This window comes from Variovorax sp. 770b2, from assembly GCF_900115685.1.
GTDB lineage: Bacteria > Pseudomonadota > Gammaproteobacteria > Burkholderiales > Burkholderiaceae_C > Variovorax.
On the sequence record NZ_FOXJ01000013.1, the window covers coordinates 16,446 to 41,676 of the forward strand.

22 protein-coding genes are annotated in these 25,231 nt (G+C 66.7%); 12 read left to right on the forward strand and 10 right to left on the reverse strand.

All coding sequences use genetic code 11. The features are described from left to right. Positions 1 to 2 precede the first annotated feature (2 nt). The 8 genes from BM133_RS33840 (at position 3) to BM133_RS33875 (ending at position 9,198) form a co-directional block, all read left to right on the forward strand. Positions 3 to 383, forward strand: coding sequence for a hypothetical protein (locus tag BM133_RS33840; protein ID WP_256219446.1), 381 nt, complete (start codon positions 3 to 5; stop codon positions 381 to 383). A gap of 50 nt (positions 384 to 433) precedes the next feature. Then, on the forward strand, positions 434 to 1,141 hold the full coding sequence (locus BM133_RS33845; RefSeq protein ID WP_177225038.1) for a response regulator transcription factor: 708 nt from the start codon (positions 434 to 436) through the stop codon (positions 1,139 to 1,141). After that, positions 1,138 to 2,532, forward strand: a complete 1,395-nt coding sequence (locus BM133_RS33850) for a HAMP domain-containing sensor histidine kinase (RefSeq protein ID WP_093443846.1) — start codon at positions 1,138 to 1,140, stop codon at positions 2,530 to 2,532. The genes BM133_RS33845 and BM133_RS33850 overlap by 4 nt, the downstream gene beginning before the upstream one ends. 138 nt (positions 2,533 to 2,670) lie before the next feature. Further along, a complete protein-coding gene (locus BM133_RS33855; protein WP_093443848.1) occupies positions 2,671 to 3,714 on the forward strand; it encodes an NADP-dependent oxidoreductase in 1,044 nt (347 codons plus the stop codon). A 173-nt stretch (positions 3,715 to 3,887) separates the two neighbouring features. Further along, positions 3,888 to 4,445, forward strand: a complete 558-nt coding sequence (locus BM133_RS33860; protein WP_093443850.1) for a fimbrial protein — start codon at positions 3,888 to 3,890, stop codon at positions 4,443 to 4,445. A 234-nt stretch (positions 4,446 to 4,679) separates the two neighbouring features. Beyond that, complete coding sequence (locus tag BM133_RS33865; RefSeq protein WP_093443852.1) at positions 4,680 to 5,483, forward strand: fimbrial biogenesis chaperone; 804 nt, start codon at positions 4,680 to 4,682, stop codon at positions 5,481 to 5,483. A 20-nt stretch (positions 5,484 to 5,503) separates the two neighbouring features. Next, positions 5,504 to 8,176 (forward strand): fimbria/pilus outer membrane usher protein, encoded by a 2,673-nt coding sequence (locus BM133_RS33870; RefSeq protein WP_093443854.1) that lies wholly within the window; start codon positions 5,504 to 5,506, stop codon positions 8,174 to 8,176. Beyond that, complete coding sequence (locus tag BM133_RS33875) at positions 8,173 to 9,198, forward strand: fimbrial protein (RefSeq protein WP_093443856.1); 1,026 nt, start codon at positions 8,173 to 8,175, stop codon at positions 9,196 to 9,198. Before BM133_RS33870 ends, BM133_RS33875 begins: the two co-directional genes overlap by 4 nt. Positions 9,199 to 9,204: 6 nt before the next feature. Here the strand turns inward: BM133_RS33875 and BM133_RS33880 are convergent, their stop codons facing one another. The 5 genes from BM133_RS33880 to BM133_RS33900 form a co-directional block, all read right to left on the reverse strand. Next, positions 9,205 to 9,525, reverse strand: a complete 321-nt coding sequence (locus BM133_RS33880; RefSeq protein WP_093443858.1) for a hypothetical protein — start codon at positions 9,523 to 9,525, stop codon at positions 9,205 to 9,207. Between the two features lie 81 nt (positions 9,526 to 9,606). Next, the gene (locus BM133_RS33885) at positions 9,607 to 10,458 is read right to left on the reverse strand and encodes a DMT family transporter (protein WP_093443860.1); all 852 of its coding nucleotides are present in this window, start codon (positions 10,456 to 10,458) and stop codon (positions 9,607 to 9,609) included. Between the two features lie 67 nt (positions 10,459 to 10,525). Further along, positions 10,526 to 11,230 (reverse strand): helix-turn-helix transcriptional regulator, encoded by a 705-nt coding sequence (locus BM133_RS33890; RefSeq protein WP_093443862.1) that lies wholly within the window; start codon positions 11,228 to 11,230, stop codon positions 10,526 to 10,528. A 40-nt stretch (positions 11,231 to 11,270) separates the two neighbouring features. Continuing rightward, positions 11,271 to 12,404: an SLC13 family permease gene (locus tag BM133_RS33895; RefSeq protein ID WP_093443864.1), complete on the reverse strand. Its 1,134-nt coding sequence runs from the start codon at positions 12,402 to 12,404 to the stop codon at positions 11,271 to 11,273. Continuing rightward, complete coding sequence (locus tag BM133_RS33900) at positions 12,385 to 13,926, reverse strand: class I adenylate-forming enzyme family protein (protein WP_093443866.1); 1,542 nt, start codon at positions 13,924 to 13,926, stop codon at positions 12,385 to 12,387. Before BM133_RS33900 ends, BM133_RS33895 begins: the two co-directional genes overlap by 20 nt. A gap of 206 nt (positions 13,927 to 14,132) precedes the next feature. Between BM133_RS33900 and BM133_RS33905 the strand changes: the two genes are divergently transcribed. Beyond that, complete coding sequence (locus tag BM133_RS33905; RefSeq protein ID WP_093443868.1) at positions 14,133 to 14,621, forward strand: hypothetical protein; 489 nt, start codon at positions 14,133 to 14,135, stop codon at positions 14,619 to 14,621. Between the two features lie 157 nt (positions 14,622 to 14,778). Here BM133_RS33905 and BM133_RS33910 read toward each other — a convergent pair whose 3' ends face one another. From BM133_RS33910 to BM133_RS33930, 5 genes are read right to left on the reverse strand one after another with little or no spacing between them, the layout of a single operon-like run. Next, entirely contained in the window at positions 14,779 to 16,830 is a 2,052-nt protein-coding gene (locus tag BM133_RS33910; protein WP_093443870.1) for a T6SS phospholipase effector Tle1-like catalytic domain-containing protein, read from the reverse strand. After that, entirely contained in the window at positions 16,827 to 17,594 is a 768-nt protein-coding gene (locus tag BM133_RS33915; RefSeq protein ID WP_093443872.1) for a DUF3304 domain-containing protein, read from the reverse strand. The genes BM133_RS33910 and BM133_RS33915 overlap by 4 nt, the downstream gene beginning before the upstream one ends. Positions 17,595 to 17,616: 22 nt before the next feature. Further along, positions 17,617 to 18,459 carry a DUF4123 domain-containing protein gene (locus BM133_RS33920; protein ID WP_093443874.1) on the reverse strand — a complete coding sequence of 281 codons (843 nt, stop codon included), beginning with the start codon at positions 18,457 to 18,459 and terminating at the stop codon, positions 17,617 to 17,619. 6 nt (positions 18,460 to 18,465) lie between these two features. Further along, positions 18,466 to 21,462: a type VI secretion system Vgr family protein gene (locus BM133_RS33925; RefSeq protein ID WP_093443875.1), complete on the reverse strand. Its 2,997-nt coding sequence runs from the start codon at positions 21,460 to 21,462 to the stop codon at positions 18,466 to 18,468. A 24-nt stretch (positions 21,463 to 21,486) separates the two neighbouring features. After that, the gene (locus tag BM133_RS33930; RefSeq protein WP_143100307.1) at positions 21,487 to 22,437 is read right to left on the reverse strand and encodes a hypothetical protein; all 951 of its coding nucleotides are present in this window, start codon (positions 22,435 to 22,437) and stop codon (positions 21,487 to 21,489) included. A gap of 2 nt (positions 22,438 to 22,439) precedes the next feature. On the opposite strand from BM133_RS33930, the gene BM133_RS33935 reads away from it, so the two are divergent. The 3 genes from BM133_RS33935 to BM133_RS33945 all read left to right on the forward strand — a co-directional run bounded on the left by BM133_RS33935 (position 22,440) and on the right by BM133_RS33945 (position 25,210). Then, on the forward strand, positions 22,440 to 23,282 hold the full coding sequence (locus BM133_RS33935) for a M15 family metallopeptidase (RefSeq protein ID WP_093443879.1): 843 nt from the start codon (positions 22,440 to 22,442) through the stop codon (positions 23,280 to 23,282). Between the two features lie 59 nt (positions 23,283 to 23,341). Then, positions 23,342 to 23,635, forward strand: coding sequence for a PAAR domain-containing protein (locus BM133_RS33940; protein WP_093443881.1), 294 nt, complete (start codon positions 23,342 to 23,344; stop codon positions 23,633 to 23,635). Between the two features lie 87 nt (positions 23,636 to 23,722). Continuing rightward, a complete protein-coding gene (locus BM133_RS33945) occupies positions 23,723 to 25,210 on the forward strand; it encodes a hypothetical protein (RefSeq protein ID WP_093443883.1) in 1,488 nt (495 codons plus the stop codon). The last annotated feature ends 21 nt before the right edge of the window (positions 25,211 to 25,231 follow it).

Here is a 25,231-nt window from a genome sequence, read left to right on the forward strand (position 1 = left end):
CGATGAACGACACGGCCCCCGTGCTGCGCCCGCAGGTGGCACGCGCCTGGATGCTGGCCGAGGCGCTCACGCTCGGCATCGCGTCCACGGTGCACGCCGGCCTGCTCGTGACGGGCTACGCCCATCCGCAGGCCCGCATCGCCGAGGCGGTGATCGCCACCGTGCTGGTGCTCGCCTCGGTGGAGACCTGGCTGCGCCCCGCGCACGCGCGGGGGGCCGCGATCTTCGGCCAGGGCTTCGCGCTCGCCGGCACGCTGGTCGGCCTTTTCACCATCGTGCTCGGCGTCGGTCCGCACACGGTGCCCGACGTCGTCTTTCACGCGCTGCTGCTCGCCGTGCTCGTGACGGGCCTGACCGTGGCGGTGCGATGCCGACCGGTCTGATGGCCAGCGAAGTCATTCGCCACATGTTTGCCAGGAGGCACAATCCCGCCATGCCGCGCATCCTGCTGATCGACGACGACGAACACCTCGCCGCGCCGCTGACCACCTACTTCGCCCGCTTCGGCTGCACGCTGGAGAGCGCCGTGCGACCGAGCGAGGGCCTCGCCAAGCTGCGCGCCGGCCAGTACGACGCGGCCATCCTGGATGTGATGCTGCCCGAGATGGACGGCTTTGCGCTGTGCCGCGAGATCCGCAAGGAGAGCGACATCCCCATCGTCATGCTCACCGCCCGCGGCGAGGTGATGGACCGCGTGGTGGGCCTGGAGCTGGGCGCCGACGACTACGTGCCCAAGCCCTTCGAGCCGCGCGAACTGGTGGCGCGGGTGCAGACCATCCTGCGGCGCCAGCGCAGCACGCCGGTGGCGGCGAACGGCAATGGCAACAACGGCACGCAGCTGCGCGTGTTCGACGGACTCTCGATCGACCTGGACCGGCGCCAGGTGCTGCGCCATGGCGAGCGCGTGGAGCTCACCGGCACCGAGTTCGAACTGCTCGCGCTGCTGGCGGCCGAGCCCGGCAAGGTCTTCAGCCGCGACGACATCCTGAACCGCCTGCGCGGCCACGAGGCCGAGCTCTACACCCGGGCCGTCGACATCGTGGTGAGCCGCCTGCGCAAGAAGCTGGAGCCGCTGGATTGCATCAAGACGCTGCGCAATGCCGGCTACGCGCTGGCCGTCGCACGCAGCGAGCCTGCATGAGGTTCGGCGGACGGGACCACCGCGAAGCGTGGCGCCAGATGGCCTGCCGCCGCGCCGAAATGCGCAAGCAATGGCACGCCCAGTGGCACGAAAAAGTGCAGGGCAAGCGCCGCTGGCGCCGGTCGCTGCGCATCCGTCTGGTGATGATGTTCGTGCTGCTGGCGCTGGTGATGGCCGGCGTCTTCATGGGCGGCATGAAGAAGGCGTTTTCCACCGGCTGGGCCGAGGCCGCCAAGCCGATGCTGGTGGACTACGCCGACCGCCTCGTCGCCGAGATCGGCACGCCGCCCGACGTGACGCGCGCGCAGGCGCTGGTGGGGCGGCTGCCGATCACGATCCGCATCGTCGGCCCCACCGTCAACTGGGACTCCAACCCGGGCGGCAGCAACAGCCCCGGCGGCTGGATGCACGACCGCGAGGATGTGTTCGGCGGCGAGAAATGGTTCATCCGCCCGACGGCCGATGGCCACCGCGTCATCTTCGGCTGGGCGCCCAAGCTCTGGCAGCTCGCGCCGCGTGCGACCGGCTGGGCCACGCTGGGCCTGCTGCTGTCGTGCGTGCTGCTGGGCTATGCCTACGTGAGCCGCCTGCTGCGGCCGCTGATCGACATCCGCGAAGGCGCGCAGCGCTTCGGACGCGGCGAGTTCACCGAGCCGATTCCGGTGCGCCGCAACGACGACCTGGGCGACCTCGCGCAGCGCATCAACACCATGGCCGACGACATCCAGGCCATGCTCGATGCCAAGCGCGGCCTGCTGCTGGCGCTGAGCCACGAGCTGCGTTCGCCGCTCACGCGCGCCCGGCTCAATGCCGAGCTGCTGCCCGCCACGCCCGAGGGCCAGGCCGAGCGCGAGGCGCTGCTGCGCGACCTCAACGAGATGCGCGACCTGATCAGCGACCTGCTCGAAAGCGAACGCCTGGCGAGCCCGCATGCCGCGCTGCAGCGCGAGCCGGTCGACCTGGCCGTGCTCGTGCGCCAGATCGTGGCCGAGATGCCCGGTGCCCAGAACGTGTACCTGGACCTGGCCGAAGGCCTGCCGCCGCATTCGATCGACCGCATGCGCATCCGCCTTTTGGTGCGCAACCTGCTGGACAACGCCATGCGCTACAGCACCGAGGCGCCCCGGCCGCCGTGCGTGTCGCTGCGCGCGGTGGTGGACGGCCGGGTGCAGGGCGTGGAACTGGAGGTGCGCGACTTCGGCCCGGGTGTCGACGAAGCACAGCTCGGGCGGCTGACCGAGCCCTTCTACCGCACCGACGGCGCCCGCGCGCGCGCCACCGGCGGCGTCGGCCTGGGCATGTACCTGTGCCGGCTGGTCGCCGAGGCGCACGGCGGCACGCTGACCGTGCGGAACGCCAATCCGGGCCTGCAGATCGTCGTGCGGCTCTGAGTTTCTTCCTTGGTGCGGGCCCTGTCGCCTGCGCTACCAGCAGGCGCGAGGGGCGCGGCTACGATGCGCCTCCAACCCGCGTCCGCCGGACCTGTCGCGTCCATCGCGCCCACCGCGCCCGTCAATCAAGGAGACACCATGAGCAGCTCACTCACCAACCACCAGGTCCGCCTCGCCAAGCGCCCCGAGGGCACGGCCACCCGCGAGAACTGGAAGTTCACCACCGAGCCCGTGGGCGAGCCGGCCGAGGGCGGGGTGCTGGTCAAGACGCTGTCGCTGTCGCTGGACCCCGCGATGCGCGGCTGGCTCAACGACGCCAAGAGCTACATCGCCCCCGTGGCCATCGACGAGGTGATGCGCGCGGGCGGCGTCGGCCGCGTCATCGCCTCGAAGAACCCGCAGTTCGCCGTGGGCGACACGGTCTACGGCACGCTGGGCGTGCAGGAATACATCCTGATCCCGCAAGACCAGGTCAAGCGCAACGGGCTGGTCAAGATCGACCTGCGCGTGGGCACGATCACCCAGTGGCTCAACGTGCTGGGCATGCCTGGCATGACCGGCTACTTCGGCCTCATGGACGTGGGCCAGCCCAAGGCGGGAGAAACGGTCGTCATCTCCGGCGCGGCCGGCGCCGTCGGGCAGACGGTGGGCCAGCTCGCCAAGCTCAAGGGCTGCCACGTGGTCGGCATCGCCGGCGGCGCGGCCAAGTGCGACTGGGTGGTCAAGGAGCTGGGCTTCGACGCCTGCATCGACTACAAGGCCGGCGCGGGTGCCGTGCGCGAAGGCCTCAAGGCGCATTGCCCGAAGGGCGTGGACATCTACTTCGACAACGTCGGCGGCGAGATCCTCGATGCGGTGCTGGCACGGCTCGCGCGCAAGGCCCGGGTGATCATCTGCGGCGCCATCAGCCAGTACAACAACGCCAACAGCATGCCGGGCGCTGGTCCGAAGAACTACCTGAGCCTGCTGGTGAACCGGGCGCGGATGGAAGGCATCGTGGTGTTCGACTATGCCGACCGTTATCACATTGCCATCGCGGAACTTGCCGGCTACCTGAAGGATGGCCGCATGAAGAGCAAGGAAGACGTGGTTTCGGGGATCGACACCTTCCCCGAAGCGCTCAACCGGCTGTTCAGCGGCGAAAACTTCGGCAAGCTGGTGCTGCAGGTTGCGGCAGAGTAGTTTCCGGTTGTTAACGTTCGTGTCTATGTCACGAACATTCGATCAACACTGTTAACTACGGTGAACTAACGACAACAGCGGTTTAACTTGCGTCTTCGGGTAACTAGACTGCGGCCTGCCCTGCATCAGGCAGGTCGCAATTCGGTAATTTCAAAATCCCAGGGAACGCAAAAATGCAAAAGTCTGTACTCGTCAAGTTCGCAGCGCTGGCCGTGGCCGGCGTGCTGTCGCAAGGCGCTTTCGCCGCCGACGGCACCATCAATTTCACCGGTGAAATCGTCGACGCGCCTTGCTCGATTTCGCCCAACAGCCAGAACCTGACCGTGCCGCTCGGCAAGGTCTCGCGCACCGCATTCGACGGCCCCACCGCCGGCACCGCGCTGGTCGGCAAGAAGGCCACCCCCGCCAAGTTCAACATCGACCTGCTGGGCTGCGGCGCCACCGCCAAGGGCGCAACCGTGACCTTCTCGGGCACGGCCGACCTGGACGACGCCACCAACCTGCGCCTGGCCAACGCCGGCCAGGTGGGTGTGGGTGCCGCTTCGGGCGTGGCGATCGAAATGGGTGACTCCGCCGCGACCAAGATCCCGCTCGGCTCGCCGTCCGGTGTCTACACCCTGGGCCTGGGTGACAACTCGCTGAAGTTCCAGGCTGCCTACGTTGCAACGAAGACGGCCGTGACGGTCGGCCCGGCCAACTCGGTCGCGCAGTTCACGGTCGCGTACAAGTAAGTAGCGCCCGCGGCATTGCCGCGGCCGGCCGGAGCGCATTGCCGCTTCGGGCCGGCCGGCGATGCCGCCCATGCCTGCGCCGCGCCCGGACCTCCTCGCGTCCCCCGGCGCCGGCATTTCTTTCTTTTTCGCCTTTTTCGCCTTTTTCGCCTTTTTCGACGGTGCTCCGATGCGCACCGCCGCGTCGGGGCGCGCGTGTTCCATGCGTCTGACCCGCGCCCAAGGATTCTTTTTATGTGCAGCAACCATCGCTTCCGCCGGGCTTTCGCCATCCTGCTGATGCTGGGCCTCCCGGGGCTGGCCAGCGCGGGCGTGATGCTCGGTGGCACCCGCGTCATCCTCGGCGAGAAGGCCCGCGAGGCCTCCATTCCGGTGAAGAACACCGGCACCTCGCCCTACGTGGTCCAGTCCTGGATCGATGCGGGCGAAGGCAAGAACAAGACCCCGCTGCTGGTCACGCCGCCGCTCTCGCGGCTGGACCCGGGCATGGAAAACATCCTGCGCATCATGCGTGTGCAGGGCGAGTTGCCGGCCGACCGCGAATCGGTCTTCTGGCTCAACGTCAAGGAGATTCCCGAGAAGTCGAAGGAAGAGAACGTGCTGCAGATCGCGGTGCGCAGCCGCATCAAGCTGTTCTACCGGCCCGCAAGCCTTGCGGGCAAGTCCGAGGAATCGCGCGCCCAGCTCAAGTGGGCGGTGAGCGCCGGCGCCCAGGAGCAGGGCGCCGTGCTGAAGGTCGGCAACCCCACGGCCTACCACGTGACCTTCACCGCGCTGAACATCAACAGCGGCCAGCAACTGATCAACGCCGACATGGTGCCGCCCTTCGGCGAGATGTCGTACCCGCTGAGCGCGGTGAAGACGCCGCAGGCGATCCAGGTCAACTACACCACGCTCAACGACTACGGCGGCGAGACGCCTGAAGAACGCGTGCAGGTGCCGGCAGGTGCCGAACCCGTGGCGGTGAAGGCGGAGCTGGTTCCCCCGCCCGCGGCTTCCGCACCCTCCGCACCCTCCGCAGACGGCGTCAAGCGCTGAAACGACAGAGACGACCCGCCATGCGCCGCCCACCCGCTCTCCACGCGCCGTTCCGGCTGACCCTGTGCGCTGCCCTGCTGGGCGCGCTCGGCACGCCCGGCCATGCGCAGGAGCAACCGCAGCAACCGCAGCAATTGGCCGGCTCCAACTTCAACGAGGAATTCCTCGGCATCGGCGGCGACCAGCCGCACGCGGATCTTTCGCTCTTCTCCTTCGGCAACCGCGTGCTCGCGGGCAAGTACATGGTCGACGTGTCGCTCAACGAGCGCGGCGCGGGACAGATCGAGATCCGCTTCGCCGCCAGGGACGGCAAGCACGACGCCGAGCCCTGCCTCACGCGCGGCATGCTCGACGCCTGGGGCGTCAACGTGGCGGTGTTCCCCGAACTGGCAAGCGCCACGGACGAGGCCTGCATCGACCTGACCAAGGTCATTCCCGATGCGGCCGTGACCTACGACGCCGGCAAGCAGCGCCTGTTCGTGAGCATTCCGCAGGCGGCGCTCAAGCGCTCGGCGCGCGGCGCGGTCGGTCCCGAGAAGTGGGACAAGGGCATCACCGCCGGCATGCTGGACTACCAGCTGAACTTCGCGCGCTACAGCGGCAACAACTACCGCAACGACGCCAACCCCTTCGCGCCGCCGCAGAACGTGTTCGACGGCAACCCCTTCGCCGAGCGCGACAAGACCCTGCAGCGCAACACCCTGTTCGCGGGCCTGCGCGCGGGCTTCAATTTCGGCGACTGGCGCCTTCGCCATTTCTCGACCTACAACCGCGGCATCGACGGCAAGAGCCGCTGGCAGGGCATCAACACCTACATGCAGCGCGACATCGCCTCGATCAACGGACGCCTCCTGATCGGCGACGGCAACACGCCGGGCAACTTCTTCGACAGCCTGCCGTTCCGCGGCGTGCAGCTGTCCTCGGACGACGCGATGCTGCCCGACAGCCAGCAGGGCTACGCACCCACCATCCGCGGCGTGGCGCAGACCAACGCGCGCGTCACCGTGCGGCAGAACGGCTACGTGATCTACAGCACCTTCGTGGCGCCGGGACCGTTCGTGATCGACGACCTGTACCCGACGGCATCGAGCGGCGACCTGGAGGTGACCATCGCCGAAGCCGATGGCCGCCAGACCAGGTACACGCAGGCCTTCTCGGCCGTGCCCACGCTGTTGCGCGAAGGCACCTGGCGCTACTCGGCCACCATCGGCAGGTACCGCAACGGCTACGACGGCACCACCGTGCTGGGCGTGCGGCCCTCGCTCTCGCAGCCGGTCTTCATGCAGGCGACGCTCGCGCGCGGCCTCGGCAACGAGTTCTCGCTCTACGGCGGCCTCCTGATGGCGAACATGTACCAGTCGCTGCTCGCCGGCGTGGGCAAGAACCTGCGCGATTTCGGCGCGGTGTCGGTCGACCTCTCGAGCGCGCGCACCACCGACCGCACGCCGGTCAACGGCGTGAAGACCTACGACGGGCAGTCGGTGCGCTTCCTCTACTCGAAGGCATTCCTCACCTCGGGCACCAACTTCCGCGTGGCGGGCTACCGCTACTCGACCAGCGGCTACCGCACCTTCCAGGAGGCGGTGCAGATGCAGGACCTGCGGCCCTTCGAGTCGTTCAACAGCCGCCGCAACGAAGTGCGCTTCGAGGTCTCGCAGCAGGTCGGCGACCTGGGCACGGTGTTCGCGTCCGCGCGCCAGCAGAGCTACTGGGGCACCAGCGCGAAGGACCGGCTGGTGCAGCTGGGCTACTCGGGCAACTACAAGCAGTTCGGCTACAGCGTCTTCTACAACTACACCACCAGCCTGAACCGGCCGGCCGTGCGCCAGGTGATGTTCACGCTGAGCATTCCGCTGGGCGACACCCACGCCAGCGCGCAGTACGCGGTCACCCGCGACAGCACCGGCCGCGTCAACCAGCAGGCCAGCGTCTACGGCTCGGCCTTCGACGACAGCCGCCTGACCTACAACATGACTGCCGGCGCGGCCAACCAGGGCGGCGGCAGCAGCGGCAGCGCGAGCGCGAGCTACCTGTCGTCCGTGGGCCGCTTCGACGTCGGCCATTCGCAGGGCCGCGGCTACGGCCAGAGCACCTTCGGCGTGTCGGGCGGCGTGCTGATCCACGGCGGCGGCGTCACGATGTCGCAGCCGCTCGGCGAGACCGTGGCGCTGGTGCAGGCGCCCAAGGCCTCCGGCGTGGGCTTCGAGTCGCAGCCCGGCGTGGCGACCGACTGGGCCGGCAACGCGATCATTCCCAACCTCACGCCGTACCGCCTGAACCGCCTGGCCATCCGCACCGGCGACCTGGGCGACACGGTGGAAGTGAAGAACGCCGCCACCGAAGTGGTGCCCACGCGCGGCGCCGTGGTGGTCGCCAGATTCGAGACCTCGGTGGGCTTCCGCCTGCTGATGGTGCTCACCGACCGCAAGGGCGGCATGCTGCCGCTGGGCTCCAGGATCGAGAACGAGGCGGGCCAGGAGGTCGGCATCGTCGGCCCCGACGGCCAGGCCTTCGTGACCGGCGCGGGCACCAGCGGCCAACTCACCGTGCGGTGGGGCCAGGGCAAGACCGACCAGTGCGTCGTGCCCTACAGCCTGCCCGATGAAAAGAACCCGCCGCCGATCCGCGAACTGAGCGGCCAATGTGCCGCTGCTGCAGTGCCGGCCGACGTGCAACCGAAGGGAGCGGAATGACCCGCAGCCATCCATTCCGCGCGATGAACGCCATGCGCCATTCCGTGCGTCTGGCCGTGCCGGCCCTCGCGCTTGTGCTTGTGCTTGGTGCGCAAGGTGCGTGGGCGGCATGCACCGTCACGCCGGGCTACATCGAGAAGACGGTCAACATGGCGATGGGCCGCGTGCTCATTCCGAACGACGCGGCGGTCGGCACCATGTTCAAGAGCCAGCTCTTCCCGCTGCCTCTCTCCGGCACGACCAACAAGCCATGGACCTGCACGGGCGGGGGCAATGTGAAGGGTGTGATGCTGCAGGGCACCGAGGTGCCGGGCTACGACCACGTGTTCACCACCGCGGTGCCCGGCGTGGGCATCCGGCTGTCGCGCTATTTCGACCAGACGGCCGTCAACTACTACCCGCACGACCGCTCGACCACGACCGACTTCGGCGATTTCAACGCCGCATCGCGCTTCCAGGTCGAGCTCTTCAAGATCGCGACCGTCACGGGCAACGGCCCGCTCGCGCAGGGCACCTACACGCAGTACTACAGCCTGGCGGACAGCAAGTCGGTACTGACCACCATCCTCTCGGGCGAGGGCATCACCATCATCACGCCCTCGTGCTCGGTGGACCTGGGGTCGCGCAACATCTCGGTGGAGTTCGGCAAGGTGCCGCAGAGCAACTTCAAGGGCAAGGGCAGTACCACGGGCGATCGCAAGTTCAACATCAAGCTCAACTGCAAGGCCGGGCAGAACGCGCAGAACACCGTCTACCTGCGCATGGATGCGACGCCGGACCCGTCGAACGAGCAGGGCGTGCTGAAGATCACGCAGGCCGGCGCCAGCAGCGCGACCGGCGTGGGCATCCAGGTGATCGACAACCAGAGCGCGCCGGTCAAGTTCGGCGACGAGGCGCTGGTCGGCCCCTCCAAGGACGGCGACTACGTGCTGCCCTACACGGCGCGCTACTACCAGACCGGCGACAAGGTGACGCCGGGCCGCGCCGACGGCACCGCCACCTTCACGCTCGACTACAAATAGCCGGGCTCAGTCGGCGGGGCGCATCGGGATGTCGCCCATCGCGTCGTCCTCGCGCAGGCCGCGCGCGGCCTTCAGCAACTCGATCGAGAGGCCATCGCCGTGGCCCGCGAAACCCTTGGCGATGCCTTCCAGTGCCGTCGAGAGACCGGTCTCCCCGTCGGCGCGGGCGTCCATGCTGATGTTGAGCACCCGGGCGGCCATCTGGCGGTAGGTGATGGCGCCCGCGCCTTCGAGCGCGGCCACCAGGTCCAGGTACAGCGCCAGGTTCAGGTCGAACACCAGCTTGGGCGTGATTTCGAAGTCGTCGTTCTTGTTCTTGTCGTCCATGGGTTCGCTCCTTTTTTCTGAGCCTCCACTCTAGCCAGAAAATGCGCGCCGAACCGTCGGACACGGGCGTGATTCGCGCCGTCAGCGCGCACGAGTGCCCATGACGGCGGCCGCGATGATCAGCGCGGCCGCGAGCGCGATGCTCCAGGTGAGCGGGCGGCCCGTCACGGCCAGCAGCAGCGCCGTGGACGCGAGCGGCGTGATGTAGCTCAGGATGCCGATCTGCCGCGCGTCGCCGCGCTTGAGCGCCATGTCCCAGAGGAAGAAGGCCGCGCCCAGCGGACCGAGGCCGCAGAGCGCGAGCAACAGCCAGTCCCTGCCCGACAGCGCGACCGAGGGCTCCAGCAGTGCGTGACAGCCCAGCGACAGGGCGCCCGAGACCAGCCCGAACAGGCCGATCGCCGAGGTCGGGAACGCCGGCACGCGCTGGGTCCACAGCGAATAGCTCGCCCAGATGAAGGCCGAGCCCGCCGCAGGCACGAAGCCCCAATAGGTTGCAGCGGCCCCCGCGACCGGCGCCGCACCGCTGCGTGCGCCGAGGATCGCCATCGCCGCGCCCGCGAACCCCAGCAGCGCCGCGATCACGTGCAGCGGCCGCAGCGACATGCGCGGCAGCAGCACCGGCGCCAGCACCACCATGAGCAGCGGCCACAGGTAGTTCACGAGATTGGCTTCGACCGGGGGCGCATACCGCAGCGCGATGAACAGCAGGAAGTGATAGCCGAAGAGGCCGTAGATGCCGAGCGCCAGCGTGCGCGGCGGCACCTTCCAGGCGCGGCGGTCGCGCAGCACGAGCGGCCAGCTCGGCACGCTGCCGACGATGAGCGCAAGCCCCGTGAGCAGGAACGGCGGCAGGTGCGACAAGGCCGTGCCGAGCGAGGCAAGGCTGGTCCAGAGCGCGATGGCGAGCAGGGCGTAGACGGTGGAAGACATGACCGGCAAGGCTAAGCGATGGCGTCGTCGCGCAACGCCGGCCGATCGTCGCGTGGCGACGGTCTTGTCAGGCGCCCAGGCGGCGCAGCGCGGCAGTGAGCGCCGATGGCGAGCGGTAGCCCGTGCGCCGTGCCGTTTCCGCGACGCTCAGGCCGTCCAGCCGCAGCTCGCGCGCATGCGTCAGCCGCAGCCCGCGCAGCCAGTGCATCGCGCTCACGCCTTGCTCCTCGCGGCAGCGCTGCGCGAACTGGCTGGGGCTCAGGCAGGCGACCGCGGCGAGGTCGGGAACACCCAGCGGCTCGTGCCACCGCGTCCGGGCCCAGGCCGCGAGCGCCTGCCAGTCGATGCGGCGGCGGCGCGTGTCCGGCAAGGACGAAGGCGCGAGGCTCCACGCCTCCAGCAACAGCGCGGGGCCGTGCTGCAGGGCAAGCGCAGATTGCTGCGGCTGCTTCATGCAGTGCGCCAGGTAGCATGCCAGCGCGTGCAACTGCGGCACGTCGGCCGGTGCGCGCTCGGCGCAGCGGGCCCACGGTGCGTGCGTGGTGTCGAGCACCAGGCACACGCTGCCCTGGCCGCGCGCCTCGAAGTCGTGGCGATCGCCCGGCGCGACCACCTGCGCCTCGCCCACGCCGATGCCCGCGCCCCGGCCTTCGACCTCGATGTCGAGCACGCCATCGAGGCCGATCAGCACCTGGAAGTGATCGTGTGCATGGCTGCCGCGCGAGGTGCCGTAGCCGCGCAGCGAAAGGGTGTGGATGGCGGGGGCGTGCATGGCGGGGAGGCGCAGATTGTCTTCCCCGGCTCCCCGCCTGTCACGCGAGCCGCAGCAGCAGCGCCGAGGCCGCGCACACCAGCAGGAACGGAACGCTGATGCGGTGGAATTCGCGCAGCCCGTTCGGCAGCTTCGCGAGCCGCAGCGCGATCAGGTTGGCCAGCGAGCCCAGCACGCAGCCGAAGCCGCCCACGCTCACGCCGGCCGCCAGCGCGGGCAGGTCGCGCACATGGCCGTCCAGCAGGATGGCGGCCGGCACGTTGCTGATGAATTGCGAGGTGACGATGGCCGCGAGGTAGGCGCGCCATCCCTCGGTGATCGGCCAGTGCCCGAGCAGCGCGGTGATGGCAGGCAACTCGGCCAGCTGCCGCAGGTCCACGAACATCAGCGCGATGATCGCGAGCAGCGCCCAGTCGATGCCCCGCAACACGCGCGGGTAGGTCACCAGGAACGCGCCGAACACCACGCCCAGGCCCGCCAGCAGCCAGTGCCGGTCGAGCGCGACCACGAAGCCGATGAAGAGCACGCCCGCCAGCGCCAGGAGGCGCGGCTGCACCGGCGCCGCCTCGGCCGCGGGCTTGAGCGCGATGGGCGTGCGCGGCACCAGCAGCCAGACCGCGACGAAGAGCCAGAACAGCATCACCGCCACCGTCGGCCCCATCATCCCCATGAAGGCGAAGAAGCTCTCGCCCGAACGGTGCCAGAGATACAGGTTCTGCGGATTGCCGATCGGCGTGAGGGCCGAGCCCGCATTCACGGCCAGCGCCTCGAGCACCACGAGGCGCGCGAGCGGCAGGTGCGCTTGGGTTGCGAGCACGCGCGTGAGCGGCACCAGGAGGAAGAGGCTCACGTCGTTGGTCACCAGCGCGGAAAGCAGCGCCGCGCTCGCCGTCAGCAGCATCGCCAGGCTGCGCTGGTCGTGCGTGCGCGCGAGCAGGCGCTGCGCGGTGGCCTGCAGCATGCCGCTCTTCTCCACGCCCTGCGTGATGGCCAGCAGGCCGGCGAGCGCGCCCACGGTCTGCCAGTCGACCAGCGTGAGCCACTGCATCGGCGCGCGCGGGCGCAGGAACGCGAACAGCACCGCCACGACGACCAGCACCCACAAGAGGCCGTTGCCGCCGCCGTGCGCGTCGGACGGCGGCGCGGCTTTGGCTTCAGCGGCCGACAAGGTCACGCAACTCGCGCTTGAGCACCTTGCCGATCGCGCTGCGCGGCAACTCGTCGATGAAGTGCAGGCGCGCCAGGCGCTGCGTCTTGCCCAGCTGCTCGTTGGTCCATTGCAGCAGCGCGACTTCGGTGGTGGCGTCGCCCTCGCTGCGCACCACGAAGGCCACCGGCGTCTCGCCCCATTGCTCGGAGGGCACGCCGACCACCGCGACATCTGCCACCGCCGCATGGCCGCGCAGCACGGCTTCCAGGTCGCTCGGGTAGATGTTGAAGCCGCCGCTGATGATCATGTCCTTCTTGCGGTCGAACAGCGTGAGGAAGCCGTCGGCGTCGAAGCGGCCCACGTCGCCGGTGCGGATGAAGCGCTTGCCGGTGGCGTCGAACCACTCGGCTTCGCGCGTCTTCGCGGGCTGGCGGTGGTAGCCGGTCATCATGCCGGCCGAGTGGCCCACCACTTCGCCGGCCACCTCTGTGTTGCCCTGCGGCAGTTCGTTGCCCTCCTCGTCGATGAGGCGGATGTCGCTGCCCGGCGCGGGCTGGCCCACCGTGTGCAGCTTGGCCGGGTGCAGGTGCGCCTCCAGGATGCAGGTGCCGCCGCCTTCGGTCATGCCATAGAACTCGATCAACCCGCCGGGCCAGCGCTTCAATACATCGGCCTTGAGCGCGGCGTTGAAGGGCGCGCTGGTGCTGAACTTGAACTGGAACGAGGAGAGGTCGTGCGCGTCGAAGCGCGGGTGCGCCATCAGCCGCTGGTACTGCACCGGCACCAGCATCGTGTGCGTCACGCGGCGCGCTTCGGCCAGCTGCAGGTAGCCGCCGGCGTCGAACTTGGGCATCAGCACCACGCAGCCGCCGAAGGCGATGGTGGGGAAGAACACCACCAGCGTGGTGTTGGAGTAGAGCGGCGTGGACAGCAGCGTGACCGTGTCGGCGCTGTACTCGTACTTGGCGCCGCGCTGCACATGCGACCAGCGCATGCCGTGCCCCTGCACGATGCCCTTGGGCTCGCCGGTGGTGCCCGAGGAATAGATGATGTTGAAGGCCCACGAGGGCTGCACCTCGACGGCCTCGGGCCGGGCGCCGACCGGTGCGAGCCAGGCCGCGAAATCGCGTCCCGCCGAAGAGCCGTCGAGCGCGATGCGCGCAATGCCACCTTCCTTCGCGGGGCCGACCACCTCGGCGGCCGAGGCATCGGTGAAGAGGATGCGCGCATCGGCGTCCTGGATCATGCGGGCGAGGCTTGCGGGCGTGGAGCCGGGCGCGAGCGGGGCAACGGCGACACCCGCGCGCAACGCGCCGAGGAACACCGCGGCGTAGTTCACCGACGACGTGGCGCAGACCGCGATGGCGTCGCCGGCCTTGAGACCGTCGCGCTGCAGGCTGGCGGCGATGCGGTCCATCAGCGCGTCGAGCGCGCCGTAGTTCAGCGCGGATTGCGAGTACGGCGCGTCCGCGAGCGCGGCATGGTCGGGCGTGTGCTGGGCGTGGAGGCGAACCAGGTCGGCAATGGCGCCGAAATCGCGTTCCATCGCGGCTTGAATGGCGGGGTGCGTTTGCAAAATCGAATCCTTCGTCTGGGCCAGCCGGCAGGATAGCGAAGAAGCCTTGCGGCCGGTGAGCCGCGCGCGACGGCCGGGCACAGTCGGTCGGATCGGTCAGGTCGATCAGTCAGCCACCGCTCAGGGGTGCAGGTCGAGGATCGGTGTTTCTTCTCCATCCAGGAAGGAGCTCCGACATGGGACTGCTCGACATTCTTCAAGAGGCCATCGGCGGCGATGCCGGTGCGCATGTGGACCAGGTCACGCAGCATGCCTCGCCCGATGCGATCGGCGCGGGGCTCGCGGCGGCAATGCGCTCGGACCAGACGCCGCCGTTCGGCGACACGGTGGGGCGGTTGTTCGGCCAGTCTTCGCCGATGCAGCAAGCCGGTGTGCTCAACCAGATAGTGGCGACGCTGGGCCCGGCTGCGGCATCGATGCTGGCGGGTGGGGTGCTCGGGCGCATGCTGCAGCCCGGGCAGACGCAGCTCACGCCGGAGCAGGCTTCGCAGTTGTCACCCGCGCAGGTGACGGAGATTGCGGCGCATGCGGAGGAGCAGCATGCGGGGGTGATCGACGAGGTGAGTCGGTTCTATGCGCAGCACTCGGGGTTGGTGAAGACGCTGGGTGGGGCGGTGTTGGCTATTGCGTTGGCGAAGATGAAGGAGAACGCGACGCGGGGGTGAGCTGATTGGCTCGTCTTTACGGCTTTGCCTTGAAGATTAGTCGACCTTCTTTCTATCCCAGCGAGCTTCTCCGGGGAGCGGCATGCCACTGAAGCAAGGCATAACGTTTGGAATCATGTTCCAACCAATTGCTGCGGGCCGTACAGGCCGGTGTCTTTCAGGCCGTCGACATCTCGGGCTCGGCGTCCTTGGCGGGGCGTTCGATGCGAGTCAGTCGGATACTGTCTGCACCCGCATAGACGCGGCGATAGCGTAGATATCCAGCGCCCCACTTGTACCACTCGCGTCCCTCGGTGAATTCGGGAGCGTATTCACCTTGCGTCAGGTACAGATCCACCCATTGCTCCTGCTCACGCGTGAGCAATCTCGTGCCAGCTCGCCTGAAGTCCTTGTTCACCTGCTCCATTTCGGCCTTCTTATGTACGAGTTTCTTCATCTCCTTTTCAAAGTCTGCCGCTTCGATCCCAAGCAACTTGAACCATGCGTGGGAGTCGTGCACTCGGTCTTCGAAAAGCTTGCAGATGACAGGACCGGGAGTGGGTTCACTCCAGTACGCCTCAATGCGCTGCCATTCACCCAGGCGTTCCGAGTCGATGCCCGGCACGTTGTCGACTTGACGCGTGCCACCGCGCGGCCCCATCGAGACGGTTCTCTTCTTTTGCTTGAGCCACGCTTCGAAATCTTTGACTTCGATCTGGAATCCCTCGTCGGCTGAGCGCAGATCAGCCCGATCTTCCTTGGGAGCTCGTTGCACGCTGGGCATTTCGAGGATGCGTCCGGCCCAGGACTTGCGCCACAGGATAAAGAATTTGCGCTGCTCAGCCATGATGTTGCGCAGCAGCCCTTCCTTTACCGTGCATTGCGCAATGTAGGCATTGAAATCGCGGATCACGTCCGCCTCTATTCTGAAGCGCTGTTGAACCAGAGGCCGCGCCAATTCCAGCTTCAGCGGAACGCCCGCCAAGCGGGCTTGGCGATACATCAAGGCCAGTGGAATGCGCGACAGCATGTCGCTACCCGTGGCATCGGTACCTTTGCCTTGTTCCTTTGGCAGGTAGCCACCGCCAATGTCCGAGTGCGCGCCTGGACACACCCATTCATTTGTTTGCGCGGGCAACTTGTTTTCCACATGGGCCGAGTCACTGGGAAAACTGCGACGCACTTCGTGCGCGGCGACAAGGTGAAGGCAAGGCACATCCTCGGGAATGCGCATCGAATGATCCGAGTCGGCCCAGGCGCCATGGCCATCGGCGAACAAGGACGAAGCCGCGATGCCAACAGAAGCCACGGTGTCGAAGATGCCCAGAAAATCGAAGGTCACGGGGAACGAGCCGAGCGTTCGCCCGCCGGACTGTCCGGTGATCTCCGCATCGAGCTCGCACAGCTTCAGGAACCAGTTGGTAAACACCCGGGCCTCTGCCGAGCCGCGAGAAAAACCAAAGGCGCTGGCATAGATGCGCTGCACGCGGCCCGGATCGACTTGACTGCATTGCCCGGTGGCTGGATCGATCATGTGCGGCTTGACGGCTCCGTGGAGCTTGCGCAGCATGCGTTGCATCAACGCATGATTGGTCATGGTTTCGTTGTCGGTCGGATATTCCTTGGGGTTGGCCACCAGATTGCGCCACCCAAGCCTGAAGTCCGAGGCGAAATCGAGGATCTCTTCGCCGGAGAAGAGCCCTGGTCCCTTGCCGCCTTTTGTGAGGTAGCGGTGCACGCAGTTGAGCGCTTGCACCAACGCCCAGATGATGCGCACTTCACCGAGGGTGGCAAATGCGGCACCGTACTGTGCGTCTCTACCTTCGCCTGAATCCTTGACTTGCTGGAACGGAGTGCCGACGCCAGGCACATATATCTTGAAAAAGTGCTCGTAGTTCGCAGGATCGGCGGCCCATTGCGCGTCCGGATCGGCAGGTACGCTGGGTACGCTCTGTCCGGGATAGGCGTCGTACAAACGCGCAACGTTCGAATAGGTTTCGTCTTTCCGATTGCTGCTCAGGTCGTAATTGTTGCGCGTGCCATCGAAGAAGAAACCGAGGAACAGATTCACATCGCAAGACTTGCCGGGCTGGCCCACTGCTCTTAGTTCACGGGCGACTTCGTAGTCGGCTCTGATGAAGTCGCTCTTGTCTTTTCCGAAGAAACTCTCTCTGTTCGCGGGGTTTGAGAACGCGTCTTCATTGATAGGCTCAACCAGCTTCGCTGTCATGGCTTTACTTTCTGGAGTCGATCAACCTTGTCTTGTGAGTACTTCAAAGATGCTTCACGCCTGCCGCGTTCAAACTCAAACAGTGCAGGATCATCAGGACCTGAGAATCGGCTATACGCTCTTGCTAGCCCCACCTGCTTGTTCTTCACATTCTCCAAGTGTCGAATCCATAGCTCTTTCAGATATTGCTTCGGGTCGCGATCAAACGCTTCTTTGAATTCCTTGCTCGTCGCCAGACCCTCCTGAGCCAACTTCATGTCTCTGTCCCAAAGCTTGCGTTGGTACTCCACGGAAGGCTTGGGCCAGCCTTTGATCTTGCCGGGCCACTCGTCTGCATTGGGTCGATAGGCCGTCGACACGACGCCCACCGAGCGGTCCGGATACAGGATGAACCACACGTCCCCGGCCTTGCCTTCCTTGTCATAAGGCGGCAGGTCCACCACGAACGTCTTGCGCTCTCCATACTTGCCAGCCTTCTCGTCGTACACGTCCAGCATCACCCCGACCCTGGTGCCCGGCGTCCACGTCTTGGGCAGCGCGTAGCAGCAGCGGATGCCGCCCGCGCTGAAGGGGCCTAGTTCTTCCGAAGCTGCGACTTTCTTCTCGGCGTCATCCGGGTCAAACAACATGTACGAAATGTCGTCGCCCGTGTAATTCACCCCACTGACCGAGGCGGGAACTAAATCGGTGCGGCCGAGTGCGCAACCCGTACTGGCCCAAGATGCCAGCAGCAAGAAGTGGAGTAGCCAATTTCTGCGGAGCATTTGTAGTTCCTGCTGCGGTGCGCTACGCAATCAAGGCGCGCAGCGCCTCGTGATCGCTGTGGAGATCGTTGCGCAACTCCGGTTGCTGCCAGAACAATTCGCAGAGGCTCATTCTTTGAGCCATCGTGTCGATGTGCATCGCGTCGGCAGCAGCGAGTGAGTACGAGGCAAGCGAGTGCAGCTTCGAGGGCGAATGCCGCTCGCTGTACTGCGGTGAGAGGTAGAGCAGGTTTGCGATGATTTCATCCGCCTCGCTACCGGCAATGAGCGCAGCGCATTGATCTCCATCGAGCTTCGGTGCAGGCTCGGGTTGCGACGCAAAGGAGGCCGCTTGGCTGGGGGCGAGGAAGACTTGCCAACTCGCATCGCGTCCACGGAAATGCCAGGCGGTGCCGGGACCACACAATGCAAGTTGCTGTGGTGGCGAAAGCGCATTCAACACATCCGGCAGACGGCGCGTGTCTGGAAAGCGCAGCACAAAATGCTGGCCGTCTGCGTTCACAACGCACCACGGACTCAAGCGCTCGAAGAGCGAATCGAGCGGCTCGAGCGAGTGAATGAAGCTGAGCATCGGCAAGCCATTCGTGAGCAGCAGCACGCGATCGAGCACTTGCCTTTGCATCGTCTCGACGTTCAGCAGGATGGGTGAATGCCGAATGACCTCATCGGTTGCGCCTGGCGTGTTCTCGTACAGCGAACGCCAGCGTCCGTCGCTTGCGTTCTGCTTCAGAAGTCGATGACATTGCGGCGCAAACGCACAATCAATAAGGGCGTAACGGGTCCCCATCGCTGTAGAGGCCAGCGGCCCTTTGTCGACAAACAAGGCGTCGAGCCAGCCGGGGGCGTGCTTGTCAATCAGGTTCATCAGGTGCTATTCCACCTGAGTAAAGGCCGGTGCCGATTTGAGCGACTTCAACAGGCACGCAATGCAGATGCTCTTGGGGAATGCCGGAAGCGGATAGCTCTGCTGCACAGGCCCCGCCAGCTTCCGCTGCACCGCGTGATAAGTAATCTTCCCCGGGCACTCAAACGTGATATCCCCGTTCTGCAGCGTGATCGACGCCCCTTGCGCAGTCGCAATGCGGATCTTCTTCTTCGCCGCAAACTCCACCGTCTTGTCCGTACTCGCAATCTTCAGCGCATCCTTCGCCTGCACCCGAAGCTCATCGTGCTGCGCCTGAAAATCCAGGTCATCGCTGCCCGCAATGATCGACAGCCCCGCTTCAGCATCCGCCTTCTGCGCCCCGGCCAACAGGCCAATGGCTTGTCCACTGTGGACCCTCAGCACATCCGCCAGCGCAAGGTTGATATCCCCGCCACTGGCCAGCGTCGCAGTCTCCCCCGCCACGATCTGCAATTGCTGCCCCGCGACCATCGCGAGCCCGCCGCGCGCGGCCAGCGCAACCACAGCATCGGTCGTGTGCGGCACCTTGCCATCGCCGGTCGCAATCGATTTGTCCGACGCATCCGAGTAAGCCGTCTCCAGCACATCGCCCGTCACCATGCCGCTCGCCGCGTGCTCCATTGCCGCGTACGGCGCGCGCTCCTTGTCGAGCTGTGAGGCGTTGGCCTTGTCGGCGCCGATGTGACCGGCGAGCTGCACGGTCTCGTGCTTCATCGCAGCCTCGCTCAGTGCCTGTCCCAACTGCTGTACTTGCTTGAGCAGCGCCATGCCCGCGGCAAAGTCACCAACAGGTTCAAGCTGCTTCCCACCCGTCCCGTGGTACGTGCTCAACAGCACGCCCTTGCCGCCACGCAACGCCGCATAGCCATCGGTGCGAAGCTCCAGGCCCTGTCCGCGGAAGCTCCCGCGGAAGTTGTCTGCCTGGTGAATCAGATGCCCCAGGTTCAACTGGCTGTGCGCCGTGCTCGCATGCAACTGCACACGCAGCTGCTGGTTCGAATCGTCGAACACCAACTGGCTGAACCCCTCGCCGCCAAACTCCTTCGTCTTGAAGCCGCTCAGCGCTGCCGCGTTGCGATGCCCCTTGTCGTCCGCGCTCGAGCCGTGCCAGGCCGGCGCATGGCCAGCAGCAAGATTGGCCTGCGCACTCGGCGATCCGTTGTGCGCCTGCGCGAAGACATCGGCCTCCTGCCCTTGGCCTGAGCGTTCCTGGCTGCGCGATGCACCTCCAGGCGTAGGCTCGATGCCGCCATCGCCGCGCCCGTTGTAGAGCGCACCGACGATCACCGGCTGGTCGACATCGAGGTCGACGAATTTCACCAGCACTTCCTGCCCGATGCGCGGCAGCCACTGCCAGCCCATGCCCGGTCCGGCCTGGCGCTGCGCCACGCGAATCCATCGCGTGCTGCGGTTGTCCTTCGCGTCGCCGCCGCCATTGTTGTTCTGCGCATCGCCGCCGGCCGACTCGGTCTGCCAGTGGAATCGCACGCGCACGTCGCCGCGGTCATTGCAATACAGCTCGTCCGCGCCGTTCGGCGAAGTCTCGCCCGAGGGGCCGACCACGATCGCGCTGTGCACGCCGCTGGCCGTGGGCTTGGCATGCAGCCGCGCGCCGTCGGCTGCCGCGAGCACGGGCCGCCAGGGGCGATCCACGTGCACGGCCGAGAAGCTGTTGGCGTAACCCAGCGTCTTCGCCGCGGCAAGGCTCTGCGCCTGCGGGCGAACATCGTTCACGCCGTCGTGCGAACCCGTGCCCGTCGGCACCAGCCCGAACACATCGTCTTCGGACGTGACGGATGCGCAAGGCCTGTCGAACACAAGGTGCTCCGACAGGTCGCCCAGCTGCGCAGCAATCGATGCCGCCGTGTCTTTCGGCAGGTTGTTGATGCCCACATGCTCGACGGTGTCCAGCAGCAGCGCGGGCTTCGCCTGCAAGCCAAGGGCGGGTGCGTCGTCGACATCGATGCGCGTGCCCGCGCGCAGCGTGCGCACGGTGCTGTGGCCCAACATCACATCGGCGCGGCATTCGGCCGCTTCCATCATGAGGCCTGCATAGCGTTCGAGCGTGCGGTTGCTGTCCCAGCCGCGGCTGCGGTCGTTCAGGCCGAGCACGTCGTCGTACTCGATGCGCGGCGCGTTCTTGCCGCCCACCGCAAATCGAGCGGCGGCGCTGCCCGTCAACTGGCGCTTGCCGTCGACGTTCCATGCACTCAGGTGCACCTGCGCCACCGACTGCCGCATGCGGCGCACCAGCGCCTGCACGGCGTCGCTGCGCTCCTGCGAACTCTTGCGGTGAAAGCGGATGGGCGAGCCCGGGTCCGCGGGCTGCGCATCGTTCGCCGAGAAGATCACGAGCTTGTGGCCCATGGGCGCGCTCTCGTCTTCCTCGATGCGCCAGGCCAGGCCCTCTTCGGTCAGCAGGCGCGAGAAGAAATCGAAGTCGCTCTCGCGGTACTGCGTGCAGTAGGTGCGAACGGGCGCATCGACCAGGAAGCCGCTCGCCTCGGAAGAGAAGGCCCAGTTGCCCGCGTCGGCATACGGTGCGAGCACGCGCTCGATGATGTCGGCCACCGAGCGTTGCTGGAACACCTGGCTGCGCCCCTGTTGCGTGGCGAGCCAGAGCCACGGCACGAGCGTGAGGCGATAGCGCGCGAGGCCGCCGTCGGAGCCGAGCGACTCCACCGCGCGGATGAGACCCGTGCGCCTGCCTGTCGAGCCGTTGGCCAGCACGGTGACCAGCGTGAGGGGCTGGTCGATCATCGACGAGAGCGCAAGGTCGGCGCGCAGGCTCAGGCAGACGATGCGCATCTCGAAGAGCTGCGATACGGCTTCGCGCTGCACCCAGCCTTCGACGCGCAGGGCGTCGATGCTGGCGTTGGCCGATGTGCCTGAGGTCTGGAGACGGTAGAGCCGGTTGGTCTGGCTGAGCTCGGCCCAGAGCGTGCTGCGGTCAGCGGATGGCATCGTGATTCGCGTCGGCACGGGGGCTCATGGTTTGCATCGCTGGCCGGACTTGCAGTCCGCCGAGACCTCGGCCAGCGCCGCGGGTTGCGGTGCAGGGTCGGGCGCCTTGCTGCGCCGCAGGAGCGCGGTCAGCAGGTCGGTGTCGGGATCGGGCTTGCCCGAGCGCGCCGCCGTTTGCGTGTTGTCGTTGGCGCGCCGCGGCGTCTTCGTCGATGCGTTGGCGGCGGTCTTCACGGGCTTGCTGTTCACCGCACGCGCAGGTTGCTTGGACGACGCGACATGCTCCGGCTTCTTCGCCGCGGCAGTCGTTGTCGTCTTCTCGGCGCGTGGTGACTTTGCAGCCGCAACGCGTGCCGGCTTGGCGGCAGGTGGCACGGCCATGGGCTGCGCGCCGATCGCCGCGAACGGCGTGGATTGCTGTTGAGGCGGTGTATCGCCCTCGACGATGCGCGCGGTTGCTGGTTCGGGCGCGGCGGGTGCCGCCGCACTGGCGGGGGGCGGTGTCTCGGGCACTGGCAGAGCGGCGGGCGCAGCGACAAGAGCCGGTGCCGGATTCACCGGCGCAGCGGCCGCGATGTTCACCGACGCATCGGCGCGCCTGGCTTGCAATTGGTAGGTCGTGGCACCTGCAACGCCGATCAGCAATGCCAGCGCGGCCCACACGCCGGGTCTTTTGATGAAAGACCGCGTGCCGTTATCGCGGCCGCCGAACTGTGCAAGCACGCGCGTGGATTCCCCACCGGCTGCAGCGGACGACGCGGCTGCGTCGGGTGCGCTCGAACCGAGCAGGCTCGGCCGTCCCTTGTTGGCATCTGGCGCGCCCATCATGGATGGGTCGTCCCGAAAGCAGGCATGTTTTTTCTCCCCGCGGCTTATGGTGTGACCGACGCAACGTTGCAACTTGGATGCAGTTGTTGCGTACGAGCGGTTCGAATTGTTGTGCCACTCATACAATGAATTGCACTCTTCGAACACCGTTGATCTTCTTTGCTCTCTTTTGTTATTTTGCCTTGATGGTGGCCGCGCTTGCCATCTTCTTGTTCCCTTCTTTTCGCGATCGTGTGTTGCGAGCCACGATCTCTTCGACGACTGCAACTGCAGTCTTTTTCATCAAGATAGGCCATCGATTCGGCCTGGTGTCCGAAGCAAGTTTTCAGTTGGTGCGCGATGGCGGATCGGGCGTGCGTACTTTCGCTGTACGTCATCGCTATCTGCTGTTGTCGGGCATGGGCCTGCTGGTCATTCCGGTGATGTTGAGCGTGGCCTTCGGAACAGGCCGCGTTCTTTTTTTCGACGACTGGGCGACGACCAGCGATCCAAAAATAGAGGCGCTGTTGAAGGGCGAGCAGCTCGTGCCGCCGCCTGCGTTGCCTCCTGAAATCTTCGCGACGGCGGAGGTCGAGCAGGTCCGTCCGCTCACGAAGGAAGGCAGCCGCGACTGGGCCGTGCTCGATGCGGACTTCCGCAATCGGCTGCTCCTGGTCTACAAGATCATGAAAGAGAAACACGGCTACGACCTCGCGTTGCTCGAGGGTTATCGCAGCCCCGAACGGCAGGCCAAACTCGCCGCGCTGGGCAACACGGTGACGCTTGCCAAGGCGAATCAAAGCTATCATCAATATGGACTTGCGGCAGACAATGCGTTCTTTCGCAATGGCAAGCTGGTGATCTCGGAAAGAGACCCGTGGGCCATGGAGGGCTACCGTCTTTATGGCGAAGTGGCCGAGTCCGTGGGGCTGGTGTGGGGTGGTCGATGGTCCTTCAAGGACTACGGTCACGTGGAGTACCGCAAGCCCGGTTTCAAATTGCCACGCGACTGAATGCCCCTGGGGCATCGATCGCATCGACAAACCAACGAGGCAAGCAAGGGGGAGTTCGAATGGAAGAGGATCAATCCGCTGCGGACGACGATCGTCCGTGGATCGTCCTGCACGACAAGACCGACCACGGCGGCCGCGTGATCACCGCGTCCGAGAACACGAGCATCGACGAGCGCCGCGTGGCGCGCATCGGTGACCTGGTGTCGTGTCCGCGGGTCGGCCACGGCATCAACCCGATCGTGACCGGCAGCCGCTACGTCACGCTCGACGGCCGGTACGTTGCGCGGCACGGTGACAAGGCCCGCTGCGGCTGCACCTTGCTGTCGAGCCAGATCGCTTCCGCATCCGAATGACAAAGGCCATCCGATCGGCTGCACGCACAGCATGCGGCACGGCAGCCGCGTGCGCCATCGCGTGACAAAGGCATCGACGAACTCCTGATGCTCGCGCGACTGGTCAAGCCCACCCTCATGTTCTCTGCCGTGTTCATCACGGTGTGGGTGATCGTGGTCGTCTACTGGAACTACACCGCACGCATGCCGAGCACGAGCGACATCGCGCTCTACCTGGTCGTGCTGCCGCTGGCGCTGGTGGTGTTCTATCTCCTGCTGCGACGGATCTTCACGGGCGCTGCACCTTCCGCTGCCTTGCCTTCGGGTGCGCGCGGTGCGTCCGCTGCAGCGGGTGGTGCCGCATCGACGGGCGCAACGGCCGATGCGCCGCAAGAGCGCCTGCAGATGTCGGTGCTCGCATTCGCTCTTCGCACACCGCGCGGCAACGATGCCGACGCGGTGGCCACCGCCGTCGGCCAGGCGCAGGCGCCCGAACTGGTTCCGGAGTTGCGGGACGGCGAAGGCTTTCCCATGCTCGCGGGCTGTGTCGCCGGCATCGATCCGAACGAACTTCGCGAACACCTGCGCGAGTCGCTGCGGCCCGCACCGGAGGCCTTCAATGCCGACGCGCTGACCGACGACAGGCTGCGCGCCATCCACCTGATGTCCGACGTGCTGCAGGAGCTGCTCGCTTCGGCGACCGACGCGCTGCTCAATGCCGGCGACGCGCTCTCGGTGCGCGCGCCCGGGCGCTTCGTGTCGAGCGGCGCGATCGTGCCCGGTTCCGCCGCTGCGCCGCAGCTGTGCATCTCGCTGCTGTTGCCCGGTGCCTGGAGCGAGAGCGAGCGCGCAGTCGCCACGCAATGGGTGCAGCAACTGGCGCGCGAAGCCGACCCCTCGCAGCACTGGAGCGTCGACTGCTTCAAGAGCGAGGCCGGCGTCGGTGCGATGGCGCTGCTCGATCGCATCAATCTCTCGCTCCATCGCGAAGAGCGTCCCGCTCTCTGGATGGCACTGGCAGCCGACTCCGCGATCTCCAGCGAGTGCGTTGCGCGCTGGGACGCCGAAGGCCTCCTGTATTCGGCCGCGCGCCGCAACGGCCGCGTGCCCGGCGAAGCGGCCGCGGGCCTCTTGCTGTCGCGCGCCGGCGATGCGCTGTTCGCGCAGCCCCATGGCGTGCTGCTCTCGCGCAGCGCGAGCGGCCAGCGCGACGAATCCGCCGACACCGCGCGCGTGCCCAACGCGAGCCTGCTCGACCTTTTTGCCCAGCGCCTGATGTCGGCTTCGGCGCTGCAGCCCGAAGCGGTCGACTGGGTCGTGAGCGACGCGGACCACCGCACGAGCCGCGTCACCGAAGTGGCCCAGCTCGTGCAGGAGCGGCTGCCGCACCTGCCTTTCGAAAACAACCTCTCCGTCTGCGCGAGCCTGGGCCACCTGGGCGCCGCAGCCGACATGACCGCCGTGGCACTCGCGTGTCACCTGGCCGTGCGAGATTCACGGCACGTGCTCGCGCTTTCCGTGCAGGACGCGCGCGCGCGGACAGCCATGCTGGCCGGCCCCGCGATCCCCCCGAGCCCTGTGCCACACGCCACTTAAACCGGACCGACTCCAGAAACA

What these genes read in the sequence shown, in the direction of transcription:
- BM133_RS33865 (WP_093443852.1), top strand. Translation starts at nt 4,680, where the DNA reads ATGTGCAGCAACCATCGCTTCCGCCGGGCTTTCGCCATCCTGCTGATG.
- BM133_RS33880 (WP_093443858.1), bottom strand. Translation starts at nt 9,525, where the DNA reads ATGGACGACAAGAACAAGAACGACGACTTCGAAATCACGCCCAAGCTG.
- BM133_RS33875 (WP_093443856.1), top strand. Translation starts at nt 8,173, where the DNA reads ATGACCCGCAGCCATCCATTCCGCGCGATGAACGCCATGCGCCATTCC.
- BM133_RS33940 (WP_093443881.1), top strand. Translation starts at nt 23,342, where the DNA reads ATGGAAGAGGATCAATCCGCTGCGGACGACGATCGTCCGTGGATCGTC.
- BM133_RS33845 (WP_177225038.1), top strand. Translation starts at nt 434, where the DNA reads ATGCCGCGCATCCTGCTGATCGACGACGACGAACACCTCGCCGCGCCG.
- BM133_RS33925 (WP_093443875.1), bottom strand. Translation starts at nt 21,462, where the DNA reads ATGCCATCCGCTGACCGCAGCACGCTCTGGGCCGAGCTCAGCCAGACC.
- BM133_RS33905 (WP_093443868.1), top strand. Translation starts at nt 14,133, where the DNA reads ATGGGACTGCTCGACATTCTTCAAGAGGCCATCGGCGGCGATGCCGGT.
- BM133_RS33900 (WP_093443866.1), bottom strand. Translation starts at nt 13,926, where the DNA reads ATGGAACGCGATTTCGGCGCCATTGCCGACCTGGTTCGCCTCCACGCC.
- BM133_RS33920 (WP_093443874.1), bottom strand. Translation starts at nt 18,459, where the DNA reads ATGAACCTGATTGACAAGCACGCCCCCGGCTGGCTCGACGCCTTGTTT.
- BM133_RS33860 (WP_093443850.1), top strand. Translation starts at nt 3,888, where the DNA reads ATGCAAAAGTCTGTACTCGTCAAGTTCGCAGCGCTGGCCGTGGCCGGC.
- BM133_RS33890 (WP_093443862.1), bottom strand. Translation starts at nt 11,230, where the DNA reads ATGCACGCCCCCGCCATCCACACCCTTTCGCTGCGCGGCTACGGCACC.
- BM133_RS33870 (WP_093443854.1), top strand. Translation starts at nt 5,504, where the DNA reads ATGCGCCGCCCACCCGCTCTCCACGCGCCGTTCCGGCTGACCCTGTGC.
- BM133_RS33910 (WP_093443870.1), bottom strand. Translation starts at nt 16,830, where the DNA reads ATGACAGCGAAGCTGGTTGAGCCTATCAATGAAGACGCGTTCTCAAAC.
- BM133_RS33850 (WP_093443846.1), top strand. Translation starts at nt 1,138, where the DNA reads ATGAGGTTCGGCGGACGGGACCACCGCGAAGCGTGGCGCCAGATGGCC.
- BM133_RS33915 (WP_093443872.1), bottom strand. Translation starts at nt 17,594, where the DNA reads ATGCTCCGCAGAAATTGGCTACTCCACTTCTTGCTGCTGGCATCTTGG.
- BM133_RS33855 (WP_093443848.1), top strand. Translation starts at nt 2,671, where the DNA reads ATGAGCAGCTCACTCACCAACCACCAGGTCCGCCTCGCCAAGCGCCCC.
- BM133_RS33840 (WP_256219446.1), top strand. Translation starts at nt 3, where the DNA reads ATGAACGACACGGCCCCCGTGCTGCGCCCGCAGGTGGCACGCGCCTGG.
- BM133_RS33885 (WP_093443860.1), bottom strand. Translation starts at nt 10,458, where the DNA reads ATGTCTTCCACCGTCTACGCCCTGCTCGCCATCGCGCTCTGGACCAGC.
- BM133_RS33945 (WP_093443883.1), top strand. Translation starts at nt 23,723, where the DNA reads ATGCTCGCGCGACTGGTCAAGCCCACCCTCATGTTCTCTGCCGTGTTC.